A 12,728-nucleotide genomic window follows, 5' to 3' on the forward strand; every position below is an offset into this window, starting at 1 on the left:
TTCGCCGACCAAAGTCTTCAACTCGCTGCGCACGGGGATGAGAGCCGCGTTCTTGGGCGCGGCATGGGTGTGCAGCGCGCGGGCCGCCGAGAGCGCCCATAGGAGCTGCCCGATCGTGCGCCGGACCGGATGGGCGCGCGTGGCGAAGCTCGGCGCCTCCAGCCGCGCATAGGTGCGCATCTCGGCAAGCGTCTGGGCGTCGCTGATCAGCTTGCGCTGCAGGGCTGCAAGGCCAGCCGGATCGCCGCCGGAAAAGGCGCCTGAGGCATAGTCGGCGAGATCGAGAATGCTGCGCTTCAATCTCGAAATGATGGCGTCCGCAGCCAGCCTCGGCAGGATCAGCCGGCTGGTGACGCCGGCGCAGACGATGCCAAGCACGATTTCGGCGCAGCGCGCGATGGCGAGATCGACGACGAGATGCGGCTGCCCGAACGCCGGCAGGCTGATGATCATCGCGGTGTAGCCGGCAAGAGCCGCACCATAGGCCTCCGGATTGCGCAGCAGCGAGGAGACGAGCGTGCAGACGCCGATCCATAGCGCCAGCACCGTCAGCAGCAACCAGGGATTGGTGCCGAAGAGCGATGTGATGCCGATCGCCGCCAGGCCGCCGGCCAGCGTGCCGAGCAGCCGGTAGAAGCCCTTCGCCAGCACCATGCCGGCGACCGGCTGCCCGACGATGAACACCGTCATCATCGCCCATTGCGGATGGTCGAGTTTCAGGGCGTATGCGGCAAGCAGCGCGATGAGCCCGGCCGAAACGGTGCGCAGGGCAAATATCCAGTCCGAGCGCGTCGGCTGCGTCAGTCCATCCAACGGTATCTCGACAAGCTCTCTCAGCCGCGTCCAGGTCACATACAAGTCTCCATACCGGAGTTGTTATGGAGCAGTCCGCGTTCAGATATCCAGCACGTCGGCCTCAGCGAATTCGGCGCGTTCCTGGATGAAGCGGAAGCGCGCCTCGGGCTTGGTGCCCATCAGCGCGTCGACGGCATCCTTGGTCGCCTGCTCGGCGTCGATCACGTCGACCCTGAGCAGCGTGCGCTTCCTCGGGTCCATCGTGGTTTCCTTGAGCTGCGAGGCCATCATCTCGCCAAGGCCCTTGAAGCGGCCGATCTCGACCTTGCCGCGCCCAGTGAATTCGGTGCGCAGCAATTCGTCCTTGTGAGCGTCGTCGCGCGCATAGGCAACCTTGCCGCCCTGCCGGATCGAGTACAGCGGCGGCACGGCCATGTAGAGATGGCCGCCGCGGATCAGGTTCGGCATCTCCTGATAGAAGAAGGTGATCAAGAGCGAAGCAATGTGCGCGCCGTCGACGTCGGCGTCGGTCATGATGATCACGCGGTCGTAGCGCAGGTCCTCGTCGCGGTATTTCGAACGCGTGCCGCAGCCGAGCGCCTGGATCAGGTCGGAGATCTGCTGGTTGGCGGCGAGCTTGTCGTTGCCGGCGCTGGCGACGTTGAGGATCTTGCCGCGCAGCGGCAGCACCGCCTGGCTGGCGCGGTCGCGCGCTTGCTTGGCCGAGCCGCCGGCCGAGTCGCCTTCGACGATGAAGAGCTCGGCGCCGGCGGCGGCGTTCTGGGTGCAGTCGGCGAGCTTGCCCGGAAGGCGCAGCTTGCGCACCGCGCTCTTGCGCGAGACTTCCTTCTCCTGGCGGCGCCGCACGCGTTCGTCTGCGCGCGCTATGACCCACTCCAGGAGCTTCGAGGCTTCCTGCGGATTGTCGGCCAGCCAGTGGTCGAACGGATCGCGGATGGCGGTTTCAACGATGCGCATCGCCTCGATGGTCGCCAGCCTGTCCTTGGTCTGGCCGACGAATTCCGGCTCGCGGATGAACACCGACAGCATGCCGGCGGCGGAAATCATCACGTCCTCGGTGGTGATGATCGAGGCACGCTTGTTGCCGATGAGATCGGCATAGCTGCGCAGCCCGCGCGTCAGCACATTGCGGAAGCCAGCCTCATGCGTGCCGCCCTCGGCGGTGGGAATCGTGTTGCAGTAGGAGTTGAGGAAGCCGTCGCCGCCGAACCAGGTCACGGCCCATTCCAGCGAGCCGTGGCCGCCTTGCTTGTCGCTTTTCCCCGCAAAGACCTCGCGCGTGACCTGGAACTCGTCGCCGAGCGTTGCCTTGAGATAGTCCTTCAAACCGCCCGGGAAATGGAACTCGGCCTTGGCCGGCGTCTGGTCCTTTTCCTTGATCAGCGACGGATCGCAGGTCCAGCGGATCTGGACGCCCCCGAACAGATAGGCTTTCGAGCGTGTCATGCGGTAGAGCCGCGCCGGCTCGAAGGCGGCGCCCTTGCCGAAGATCTGCTCGTCGGGATGGAAGCGGGTCCTGGTGCCGCGGCGGTTGTGCACCTCGCCGAGGTGCTCCAGACCGCTTACCGGAATGCCACGCGAGAATCTCTGCCGATAAAGCTGCCGGCCGCGCGCGACCTCGACCTCGAGGTGGTCGGACAGCGCATTGACGACCGAAACGCCGACGCCGTGCAGACCGCCGGAGGTCTCGTAGACCTTGGAGTCGAACTTGCCGCCGGAATGCAGCGTCGTCATGATGACTTCGAGCGCAGGTTTCTTGAATTTCGGATGCGGATCGACCGGGATGCCCCGGCCATTGTCGGTGACCGTCAGGAAGCCGTCGGCCGAAAGCTCGACGTCGATGAAGGTCGCATGGCCGGCGACCGCCTCGTCCATCGAGTTGTCGATGACCTCGGCGAACAGGTGATGCATCGCCTTGTCGTCGGTGCCGCCGATATACATGCCCGGACGGCGCCGCACCGGTTCCAGCCCCTCCAGCACCTCGATGTCGGCGGCGCTGTAGCTCTCGCTGCCGTCACGGGCGGCGGCCGAGCGCTTCGCCGCCTGAACCAGCGGATCAGCCGGGCGCGAGGGCGCGCGCACTTGCTGGGGCTGCTTTTCCGGGTTGCCGAAAAGATCGCTGGTGTCGTCCATGCTGGCCATTAAGTCCGGTACTGCGAATCACTCCTCGATACTGCCACGCTTTTGGCGGGCGAACGAGTTCCTGTTCCGTTCAGGGATCAAAGTCTCTCTTATTCTAAAACCATTCGATAACCAAGCCGCCGGAAATAGGGCGGTCTCCATACCTTTGGATTCCTGATTCTTTAACATTAACGCCTAGCGTGAGCTCAACGACAAAAGACCACGGGGCGTCAGGGGTTTCGTTGTGAGGGGCAGGGCCATAACCATGATCGGCATCGCCGCCGTTTTCGGCGCGATCTCGATCTTTGCCGCGGATTTCTGGGTTAAAAGCCAGGCGAAAGCCGAATCCGAGCAGAAAGTGGCGTCGATCGTTGCGCCGCAAGAGCCCAAGGTCGAGTTCAAGACCATCGTGGTGGCGAGCGCGCCGCTGCGCTACGGCGTGCAGCTCGACCGCTCGCAACTCACCGAAATCCCGTGGCCGCAGGATTCCCTGCCGCAAGGCGCCTTCCCGACCATCGACAAGCTGCTTGCCGAAGGCAGCCGCGTCGTGTTGTCGCCGATTGAGGTCAACGAGCCGGTGCTGCTCACCAAGCTGTCGGGGCCGAACGGCCGCGCGACGCTTTCCAACATGCTGTCGCCAGGCATGCGGGCCGTCACCATCCGCACCGACGAGATCGCGGGCGTCGGCGGCTTCATCACGCCGGGCGACCGGGTCGACGTCGTGCTGACGCGCGACGCCGGCGAAATCCAGGAAGTGTCCAAGAACGCCCAAGGGGCAGCCGGCTCGACGGTCACGTCCGAAATCGTCGTTTCCGACGCCAAGGTGCTTTCGGTCGGGCAGGGCGCGGACGAACGCAAGACCGAGCCGCAGATCGCCAATTCCGTGACCCTCGAGGTGACGAACGAAGGGGCGCAGAAAGTCGCGCTCGCCCGCACCGTCGGCACCTTGTCGCTGTCTTTGCGTTCCGCCGCCGACGCCAGCGCCAGCAGCAATGGGCTCACCACCATTTCCTCCTTTGGCGGTTCGGTTGCCGCGAACGCAGACGCAAGCGCCGCGTCGCTGGTCAATGCGGTGGCGAAGGAGCCGGAAGAGCCAAAGTTCAAGACGGTGATCGTGTCGCGCGGCGAAAAGGTCGAGGAATACAAGGTTCCTTCCAAGCAAGCCGAGGGAGGCGTCGTTCCTGCCAAGGAACAAGAACAATAGCCGGTGGGGATCGGCCGGGGACGGGACAATGCCTGTGTTGAATAAATATCGGACAACGAGAGGGCTGCGCCTTCTGCGTGCAATGGCGGCGGGCGCCTTCCTGGCCGCCGGAATACTTGCCTTTGGGGCACCGGCCCAGGCAAATAACGACGTCGTCTACGTCTCGGCGACCAGGAATGCCTCGATCAAAGTCGCCAAGGGCAAGCCCAAGACGATCATGACGAGCGCCGCCTTCTACCAGATCGTCATCGGCGATCCGGAGATCGCCAACGTCAACCCGCTGACCGACAAGTCCTTCTATGTGCTGGGCAACAATCTCGGCACCACCGGCATCGCGCTGTTCGACCAGAACAAGCAGCTCGTCGGCACCATCGACGTCGAGGTGACGCTGGATACCGACCAGTTGGCCAACACCATCCGCGCCAGCGTGCCGGATGCCGACATCAAGGTCGGATCGGCCAACGGCCGCGTGGTGCTGTCGGGCCAGGCCGATGACGCGGTTGCGGCCGACAAGGCGAGCAAGATCGCGTCGCGCTTTTCCGGCAACGAGGAAGTGATCAACTCGGTCAACATCTCGTCCTCGCAGCAGGTCCAGCTCAATGTCCGTTTCGTCGAGATCAACCGCCAGGCGGGACAGGATCTCGGCGCCAAATACGGGGCCAATTTTGCCTTCGGCATCGGCGGCCGCGACGTCGTCATCGATCCAGGCACCGTGCCGACGGCCGGCACCGGCGAGATCATCGGCCGCTTGCTCTCCAACGGTGTTTCGATCGACATCGCGATCAAGGCGCTGGAAGAGCGCGGCCTCGCCCGGCGGCTGGCCGAGCCGAACCTGATCGCTCGTTCCGGCCAGACCGCGAGCTTCCTTGCCGGCGGCGAGTTCCCGATCCCGGTTTCCGAGGACAACGGCAAAATCAGCGTCACCTACAAGAAATACGGCGTTGGCCTCGATTTCACGCCGACCGTGCTCAAGGACGGGCTGGTCAGCCTGGATATCGCGCCGGAAGTGTCCTCGATCGACACCTCCGCCTCCATCGAAGTCAGCAGCGGCATTTCCATTCCGGCCTTCATCGTGCGTCGCGCCAAGACATCGGTCGACCTGAAGAACGGCCAGAGCTTCATGATCGCAGGCCTTTTGCAGTCGCAGAACGACATCACGACCTCGCGACTGCCGGGGCTCGGCAAGCTGCCGGTGCTGGGTTCGCTGTTCTCCTCGAAGTCCTATCAGCGGCGCGAGACCGACCTGGTGATCATCGTCACGCCTTACCTGGTCAAGCCGGTCGACCCGTCGAAGAAGATGGTTGAGCCCAGCGACGGAACGCGGCCGGCAAGCAGCGCCGACTACTTCCTGAACAACACCGAGGAAGTGAGCGCCTCGTCGCCCAAGCGCCCGCTGGCCTTGGCCGACGGCAGCGCGGCGCGTCCCGTGGCCGCCACGACCTCCGGCCACTTCCTCGATCTGCCGAAGGACTGAGCTTATGCGTCTGGCCCCTTGCATCGCTCTGCTGCTCGCTGGCGTCCTCGCCGGTTGCACCAGCGACGACTATGTGCGCACCGAGGGCGTGACGCCGGCGGCCGGCAATGCTCAGGCGTCCAACACGGTCATGCAGATGGTCGACCCCTGGCAGTACGGCGTCCAGAACACCAGGCTTCTGGTGCCGGCTCAAAGCACGAGTTCCACGGCCACTGCCGTCGGCGCGAAAGCCGGTTCGGCGTCGGAATCAACGACGCCAGCATCAACGACATCAAACTGACGGGCTGACGACATGGCATCCGGCACCAAGAGCAAGAAGATCCTGCTCGTTTCAACCGACAGGGCGTTTTTGCAGGACACGCGGACTGCCTTCGCAGCCTCCGAGATCATCGAGATCTCGACAGTCGAGAAGAGCGTCAACGAGCTCCGCGGCGAGGCCCTGGAAGCCGATCTCGGCACGGTCATCTTTGACATGGATGCGGCCAAGCTCGAGGAGATCGAGTCGCTGCAGCGGATCATGCGCCGGCTGGAAGGCCGCGTTCCGGTGGTCGTCGTCACCCAGGAATTCAATGCGGCGGCCGTGCGCATACTGGTGCAGCTCAAGGTCGCCGACTTCCTGGTGAAGCCGATCACGACCGCAGACCTGGTGCGTTCCGTCATCCGCGCGCTGCAGGGGCCGGGGCGGGAGGAAAACACCGAGTCGCAGATCTACACCTTCATGCCGGCCGCCGGCGGCGTCGGCACCACCACGCTTGCGCTGCAGACTGCCTTCCAGCTGCATCATTCGGTGACGCGCGGCGCCTCGACCTGCGTGGTCGATCTCAATTTCCAGCAGGGCGCCTGCGCCGAATATCTCGACCTCGAGCCGCGCTTCGACATCACCGAAATCGAGAACCAGCCCGAACGCCTCGACCGGCAGCTGCTGGATGTCATGCTTTCCAAGCATGCGAGCGGGCTTTGCGTGCTGGCAGCGCCCACGCGCCCCTCGGAAATGCGCTCGTTCAAGACCGATGTCGTGGTGCGCATGCTCGACCTCGTCTCGGCCTATTTCGACAATGTCGTCATCGACATGCCGCGCACCTGGTTCCCGTGGACCGAGACGGTGCTGCTCGGCTCCAACAAGCTCTATATCGTGGCCGAGATGACGGTGCCTTGCCTGCGTCATACGCAGCGTCTCATCCAGGCCATCTACGAGACGGCGGGCAAGGAAGTGAGGCCCAACGTCATCGTCAACCGCTTCGAGCAGAAGATGTTCGACAGCGGCATCAAGCAGGCCGACGTCCAGGATATCCTCGGCGAGCATTTCGTCGGTGGCATCTCCAACAATTATCGGCTGGTGCGCGAGGCCGTCGACCGTGGCGTGCCGCTGCACGACATCGATCCCAACGCCAATGTCGTCAACGACCTGAAGAAAATCATCCTGCCGGAGGAGGCGGTGACGACGACGGCAAAATCGAAGTCGCTGTTCGGCCTCGGCAAGGGCCTCTTGAAGAGGAAAGTGGGATGAGCAGCCGATTCTCCAACCTGCAGAATCGCGATGTCCGTCCGCTGCGGTCGCCCGAACCCGCGCCCGTTGCGCACCATGCCGTGATCATCCCGACGACCCGGAAGCCGGTGCCGCCGAAGCCGGAGGCGGCACCCGCAAAGAGCGCCAACAAGGTGCTCGACGCGCGCGTGCGCATCCACCGCATGCTGCTCGAGGAGATCAATCTTGTGGCGCTGGAGCGGCTGCCCAAGGACGAAATGCGCCGCCAGGTGCATGAGTTCGTCTCGGAAAAGACCCGCCAGGAGCGGATGGCGATCAATACCGCCGAGCTCGACGCGCTTGTCGACGACATCGTCGACGAGATGGTCGGCCTCGGCCCGCTGGAGCCGCTGCTCAAGGATCCCGAGATCAACGATATCCTGATCAATGGCCATCAGAACTGCTTCGTCGAAAAGCGCGGCAAGCTGCAGCAAGTCCACATCCCGTTCAAGGACGAGGCGCATCTGCTTCGAATCATTAACAAAATCGTCGCCGCGGTTGGTCGCCGCGTCGATGAATCGCAGCCGATGGTCGACGCCCGCATGCTCGACGGTTCGCGCTTCAACGCCGCCATCCGCCCGGTCGGCGTCGACGGGCCGCTGGTGTCGATCCGCAAATTCTCCAAGAACAAGCTCGGCCTGCACAAGCTGGTCGAGTTCGGCGCCATCACCCAGAACATGGCCGAGGTGCTGGCAGCGGCCGTGCATGCCCGCAAGACCACGATTATCTCCGGCGGCACCGGCACGGGCAAGACGACGATGCTCAACGCGCTGTCGGCCTTCATTCCCGAGGACGAGCGGCTGATCACCATAGAGGACGCCGCCGAGCTGCAACTGCAGCAGCCGCATGTCGCGCGCATGGAAACGCGCCCGGCCAACATCGAGGGCCATGGCGAGCTGAAGCAGCGCGACCTGGTCAAGAACGCGCTGCGCATGCGGCCCGACCGCGTCATCCTCGGCGAGTGCCGCGGCGAGGAGGCCTTCGACATGCTGCAGGCGATGAACACCGGCCATGAAGGCTCGATGGCGACCATCCACGCCAACACGCCGCGCGACGCCATCTCGCGCCTCGAGCAGATGCTCGGCATGACCGGCATGCCGATGACGGTGCAGTCGATCCGCAGCCAGATCGCCAGCGCCATCGACATTATCGTGCAGCTGACGCGCCTGTCCGACGGCAAGCGCAAGGTGACCAGCGTCGCCGAGGTGACGGGCATGGAAGGCGACGTCATCCAGATGCAGGAGATATTCCGCTTCGTGCGCACCGGGATGGAGGCGGACGGCAAGATCGTCGGTCATTTCGAAGCAACGGGCATCCGCCCGCGCTTCCTCGAGGACCTGCGCAACATGGGCATCGAATTTCCGGGCAAGTATTTCGAACCCGGCCGGCCGCAGGAGTAGCCGGTGCTCGAGGGGTTCGGCCCGATCTACGCCGTCTACGCCGCGGCGGCGCTCACCGGCATCATGATCGCCGAAGGCTGCTACCTGCTCTATGCCGGCCGCAGCGACAAGCGCACGGCGATCAACCGCCGCATGAAGCTGGCGGAGAACAAGATCAGCCAGGAGCAGGTGCTGATCCAGTTGCGCAAGGAGCGCGGCGTGGAAGCCGGCACGCCCCTCTTTTCCTTCGATCGCTTTCGCGCCTTGCGCACGCAGTCCGGCATGATCATGCCGCTGCCCAAATTCCTCATGATCACGTCGGGTGTGGCTTTCGCGTTGGCGCTTGTCGCCATCTGGTACGGCCTGCCGCTGCTCTTCGGCCTGATCCTGCTTCTCGTGCTGCTGCCGGTCCTGCCGGTGATGGCGATGCGTTTTCTGCGCAAGCGCCGGCATAAGCGCTTCGGCCTGCAGTTGCCGGAAGCGCTGGAGCTGATCACGCGCGGCCTCAAAGCCGGCCACCCGGTGCCGGTGGCGATCGCAATGGTGGCGCGTGAGATGGCCGATCCGATCGGCACCGAGTTCGGCGTCGTGGCCGACGAGGTGACCTACGGCTCCGATCTGGTTTCGGCACTCAACAACCTGTTCGAGCGGGTCGGCCACGAAGACCTGCCGCTGTTCGTCACCGCCGTGTCGATCCAGAGCAGCTCCGGCGGCAATCTGCGAGAGATCCTGGACGGGCTGTCGTCGACGATCCGCGAGCGCGGCAAGCTGCGGCGCAAGGTGCGCGCGATTTCGACCGAGGGCCGCATGTCGGCCTATATCCTGACCGCCGTTCCGGTGCTTCTGTTCACTGCCATCATGGTGCTCATGCCGCAGTTCTACCGGGACGTCTGGGGAATACCGAAGACCTGGTACATGCTGGGCGGCTCCATCCTGTGGCTTCTGCTCGGCAACGCCATCATGTTCAAGATGTCGAATTTCAGGTTCTGAGATGGAAGACATCATCCGCTTCCTCGCCTCGCTCGCGCCGACCTCGTTGATGCCGGTGGCGGCGCTGCTGCTGGTGGTGGGCGGCGGCGCGATGGCCTGGCCGCTGGTCGTCGCCAAGGGCGACCGCAACGAGGTCAAGCGCCGGTTGAAGGTTGAGGTGACCCAGCCGGTCGAGCAGGCGGAGCCGGCGCCCAGAAAAAACGCGAACGCCGTGCGCGAGAAGGCGGTGAGGCGGGCGCAGGAATTCTATGCCAAGAGCGATCCGGAGAATGTCGCGCGGTTGCGCATGAAGCTCATCCAGGCCGGCTATATGGAGCCGCGCGCCGTCGGCATGTTCTTCCTGATCCGTTTTGCCACGCTGGTCGGAATGGCGCTTGGCGCGTTCCTGGTCAACCATTGGGCGGCCAGCGCCGAGTCGACCGTGACCAGCCGCTGGACCTTCGTCATCCTGTCGGGAGCGGCCGGTTATTTCCTGCCGGGCTTGGTGCTGACCCAGAAGGTACGGGAAAAGATGCGCGAATACCGCAACGGCTTTCCCGACTTCATGGATCTGATGATCGTCTGCTCCGACGCCGGCATGAGCATGGAGGCCGGCATCGAGCGCGTCTCGAAGGAACTCGCCAAGACCTATCCGTCGCTCAGCCAGAACCTGCAACTGGTGTCGCTGGAACTCAGGGCCGGCCGCAGCCTCGACGATGCGTTGAAGGCGCTCGCCGATCGCCTCAGCCTCGACGAGGTCCGATCCTTCGCGACGCTCCTGCAGCAGTCCAAGGAGCTCGGCACCAGCCTGTCGGGTGCGCTGCGCGTCTTTTCCGACGAAATGCGCCACAAGCGCATGTCGCTTGCCGAGGAGAAGGCGCATGCCTTGCCGGCCAAGATGTCGGTGCCGGTGACGGTGTGCATCCTGCCGGTGGTGCTGATGGTCGCCATTATCCCGATCGTCGTGAAGCTGACCTCACACTGAGGATTCAGGTGAGGCCGGCCTGCAAATGGCGGCTTCCGGTGCTCACGTACTTTAAGTACGCTCCGCTCCGGTTCTCGAAATCCACCATTTTCGACTCGGCCTGACCTGAATCCAGGCGCGCAGATCTAGCCAAGCGGCGCTGGTTAACGCATCCTTTGCACGCAACTGAAATTTAGGCGCATTTCGGCACCGAAGCTTAATCGCTGTGCTTTATGGTCCCTGCTGAAGAACGACCCGGCAAATCGGGCGATGGGGCAGGGCATGCGTCACAGACTTCCCACGGCAGCGGCGGCGTTGGCGGCCGTCTTGATGATCACCGGCTGCACGACCAACAACAACGTCGACACGACCAAGACCACCGCGATCCAGCCGACGGCCAAGGACGTCAGCGCCACCGACCTGGCGGAGGGCAAGGCGCAGTTCCGCGAGGCGAATTTCGGCCTTGCCGAGCAGCATTTTCGCAAGGCGGTGGAACTCAAGGCCGACAATGCCGAAGCCTGGTTGGGGCTTGCCGCTTCCTATGACGAGCTCGGCCGCTTCGACTTTGCCGATCGCGCCTATGCCCAATTGCTGAGGGTCGCCGGGCGCCAGCCGCAGATCGTCAACAATATGGGCTATTCGCAACTCCTGCGCGGCAACAAGAAGAAGGCAAGGGCGCTGCTGCTCGAAGCTAAGGCCGGCATGGCCGACCAGACCGTGGTCGACGCCAATCTGGCACTGCTGAACAAGAGCTAGAGCCTATCGGGCTTGGATTGAACCGCTCCGCCCGAATGGCGAAATCAAAGCGACAGGGCGGAATTTCCGGCTGGCGGAAGCCCGCTTGTCAGCCGGCTTACCAAGTGTACAACATCAGGCAAATGCCGTTTTTCGCGCGGATCGCCTCGCGCTCGTGGAAAAGAACTGTTTCAATATAAGCCAAAAATTTCTAGTCTTCGCATCTGCCACACGTAGTAGTGTATGCTTTGTAAACCTTGTCGGAAGGTTGGGTCGAAAGGTTAGCTGAAAACGGTATCAGCGGGCCGCCGTTAACCTAGAATGCAGCGTAACCGACGACTCCCAAGAGGCTGCGGCTCAACAATGTTGGATTTTAGTTCGCTCCTGCTCGCGGCGGCGCTGTCGGGCACGTGCCTCAGCATCACCATGCTGGCGATCTGGTTCACCGCTCCGCGGGCGCGCTTCGTGCTGACGGTGGCGTGCGGCATCCTTGTGCTTGTCGCGCATGTCGTTCTGTTCTGGCAATACACCAAGGAACCCAACCCCTGGCTCTGCCAGGCAGTGCTGGTGCTGCTCAGCCTGGGGTTCCTCATCATCTGCATGTCGGCGATGCAATATCTGGGCGTCGGCAACCATGGCAGCGTTGTTCTGCCGACGCTTGCAGCCATGGCCGCCTGCGCCCTCGTCACCTATTTCGGCTTCGACGGCGTCGGCTTCCTCATCACCTATTCGACGGTGACGGCGCTGCTCGCCGCGATCGGTGCGATGTTTTGGATGAAGGGCGACCACGACCGCCGGATCCTGCTGGTCGTCTCGTTCCTCAGCGGCGCCTGTGGCTTGTCCTTCGCGCTGTGCGGCCTGGTGCTGCTGGTGCGGGGGCAATGGGTTCTCGGCGCCGCGCCCGACAACTGGGCTGAGCGGCTGAATTCCGTCGTCGCCGTCGCCTGCATGACCGGCCTCGGCGCGCTGACGCTTTCGCTGCATCATCTGCAGGCGCAGATCGAGCTCAAGGCCGAGACCATGACCGATCCGCTGACCGGCCTGATGAACCGCAGGGCGCTCAACGACCTTTATGGCGATCGCAGCTTCGGTCCGTTCATGGCGATCGCGATGTTCGATCTCGACCATTTCAAGACGACCAACGACGTCTTCGGCCATCCTGTCGGCGATCAGGTCCTTTGCCGCTTCGCGGCAGTGATCAAGAAATATGGCAAGACAGGCATCGACGCCTTCCGGCTGGGTGGCGAGGAGTTTGCGCTCGTCATGTCGCGCATGACGCCCGAAAAGGCGCATGACATGGCAAGCAGGATCGGCGTCGCCTTCGGCACCGAAATTGTTTCGACCCATCGCGGCCCATTGCGCAGCAGCGTCAGCGGCGGCATGGGATTTGGCGCCGCCGACGGCCGGACCCTGGACGAGGTGCTGGCTGAGGCCGATGCCGCGCTCTACGCCGCCAAGCGCGCCGGGCGAAACCGCGTGATCGCCGATCGCAAGGCGGGCCAGCCCGATGCCGGGCCGGCCCTGCGCTCGGCCTGAACTTC

11 protein-coding genes are annotated in these 12,728 nt (G+C 63.8%); 9 read left to right on the plus strand and 2 right to left on the minus strand.

From position 1 onward, the window contains the following. Together DH10_RS09180 and parE are read right to left on the minus strand one after the other, a co-directional pair. The coding region (locus DH10_RS09180) for an FUSC family protein (RefSeq protein WP_192384624.1) at positions 1 to 852 on the minus strand (852 nt) is incomplete at its 3' end. A gap of 42 nt (positions 853 to 894) precedes the next feature. Continuing rightward, on the minus strand, positions 895 to 2,949 hold the full coding sequence (gene parE / locus DH10_RS09185; protein ID WP_192384625.1) for a DNA topoisomerase IV subunit B: 2,055 nt from the start codon (positions 2,947 to 2,949) through the stop codon (positions 895 to 897). Between the two features lie 253 nt (positions 2,950 to 3,202). Between parE and cpaB the strand changes: the two genes are divergently transcribed. The 9 genes from cpaB (at position 3,203) to DH10_RS09230 (ending at position 12,723) form a co-directional block, all read left to right on the plus strand. Further along, a complete protein-coding gene (gene cpaB, locus DH10_RS09190; RefSeq protein WP_192243749.1) occupies positions 3,203 to 4,141 on the plus strand; it encodes a Flp pilus assembly protein CpaB in 939 nt (312 codons plus the stop codon). A gap of 82 nt (positions 4,142 to 4,223) precedes the next feature. After that, on the plus strand, positions 4,224 to 5,615 hold the full coding sequence (locus tag DH10_RS09195) for a type II and III secretion system protein family protein (protein WP_246505818.1): 1,392 nt from the start codon (positions 4,224 to 4,226) through the stop codon (positions 5,613 to 5,615). 4 nt (positions 5,616 to 5,619) lie between these two features. Continuing rightward, positions 5,620 to 5,895 (plus strand): hypothetical protein, encoded by a 276-nt coding sequence (locus DH10_RS09200; RefSeq protein ID WP_192243745.1) that lies wholly within the window; start codon positions 5,620 to 5,622, stop codon positions 5,893 to 5,895. A 12-nt stretch (positions 5,896 to 5,907) separates the two neighbouring features. After that, positions 5,908 to 7,122 (plus strand): CpaE/TadZ family protein, encoded by a 1,215-nt coding sequence (locus DH10_RS09205; RefSeq protein WP_192243743.1) that lies wholly within the window; start codon positions 5,908 to 5,910, stop codon positions 7,120 to 7,122. Beyond that, positions 7,119 to 8,540, plus strand: a complete 1,422-nt coding sequence (locus tag DH10_RS09210) for a TadA family conjugal transfer-associated ATPase (protein ID WP_192243741.1) — start codon at positions 7,119 to 7,121, stop codon at positions 8,538 to 8,540. The genes DH10_RS09205 and DH10_RS09210 overlap by 4 nt, the downstream gene beginning before the upstream one ends. Before the next feature lie 3 nt (positions 8,541 to 8,543). Further along, positions 8,544 to 9,509: a type II secretion system F family protein gene (locus DH10_RS37835; RefSeq protein ID WP_192243739.1), complete on the plus strand. Its 966-nt coding sequence runs from the start codon at positions 8,544 to 8,546 to the stop codon at positions 9,507 to 9,509. Between the two features lies 1 nt (position 9,510). Then, positions 9,511 to 10,473, plus strand: coding sequence for a type II secretion system F family protein (locus DH10_RS09220; protein WP_192243737.1), 963 nt, complete (start codon positions 9,511 to 9,513; stop codon positions 10,471 to 10,473). A 261-nt stretch (positions 10,474 to 10,734) separates the two neighbouring features. After that, positions 10,735 to 11,208, plus strand: coding sequence for a tetratricopeptide repeat protein (locus DH10_RS09225; protein WP_192243735.1), 474 nt, complete (start codon positions 10,735 to 10,737; stop codon positions 11,206 to 11,208). A 342-nt stretch (positions 11,209 to 11,550) separates the two neighbouring features. Next, complete coding sequence (locus DH10_RS09230) at positions 11,551 to 12,723, plus strand: GGDEF domain-containing protein (protein WP_192243733.1); 1,173 nt, start codon at positions 11,551 to 11,553, stop codon at positions 12,721 to 12,723. Positions 12,724 to 12,728: the final 5 nt, after the last annotated feature.

Source organism: Mesorhizobium silamurunense, assembly GCF_014843825.1.
GTDB classification, from domain to species: domain Bacteria; phylum Pseudomonadota; class Alphaproteobacteria; order Rhizobiales; family Rhizobiaceae; genus Mesorhizobium; species Mesorhizobium silamurunense.

Coding starts and splice junctions, on each gene's coding strand:
- DH10_RS09230 (WP_192243733.1), top strand. CDS start 11,551: ATGTTGGATTTTAGTTCGCTCCTGCTCGCGGCGGCGCTGTCGGGCACG.
- DH10_RS09220 (WP_192243737.1), top strand. CDS start 9,511: ATGGAAGACATCATCCGCTTCCTCGCCTCGCTCGCGCCGACCTCGTTG.
- DH10_RS09195 (WP_246505818.1), top strand. CDS start 4,224: ATGGCGGCGGGCGCCTTCCTGGCCGCCGGAATACTTGCCTTTGGGGCA.
- DH10_RS09210 (WP_192243741.1), top strand. CDS start 7,119: ATGAGCAGCCGATTCTCCAACCTGCAGAATCGCGATGTCCGTCCGCTG.
- cpaB (WP_192243749.1), top strand. CDS start 3,203: ATGATCGGCATCGCCGCCGTTTTCGGCGCGATCTCGATCTTTGCCGCG.
- DH10_RS09205 (WP_192243743.1), top strand. CDS start 5,908: ATGGCATCCGGCACCAAGAGCAAGAAGATCCTGCTCGTTTCAACCGAC.
- parE (WP_192384625.1), bottom strand. CDS start 2,949: ATGGACGACACCAGCGATCTTTTCGGCAACCCGGAAAAGCAGCCCCAG.
- DH10_RS09200 (WP_192243745.1), top strand. CDS start 5,620: ATGCGTCTGGCCCCTTGCATCGCTCTGCTGCTCGCTGGCGTCCTCGCC.
- DH10_RS09225 (WP_192243735.1), top strand. CDS start 10,735: ATGCGTCACAGACTTCCCACGGCAGCGGCGGCGTTGGCGGCCGTCTTG.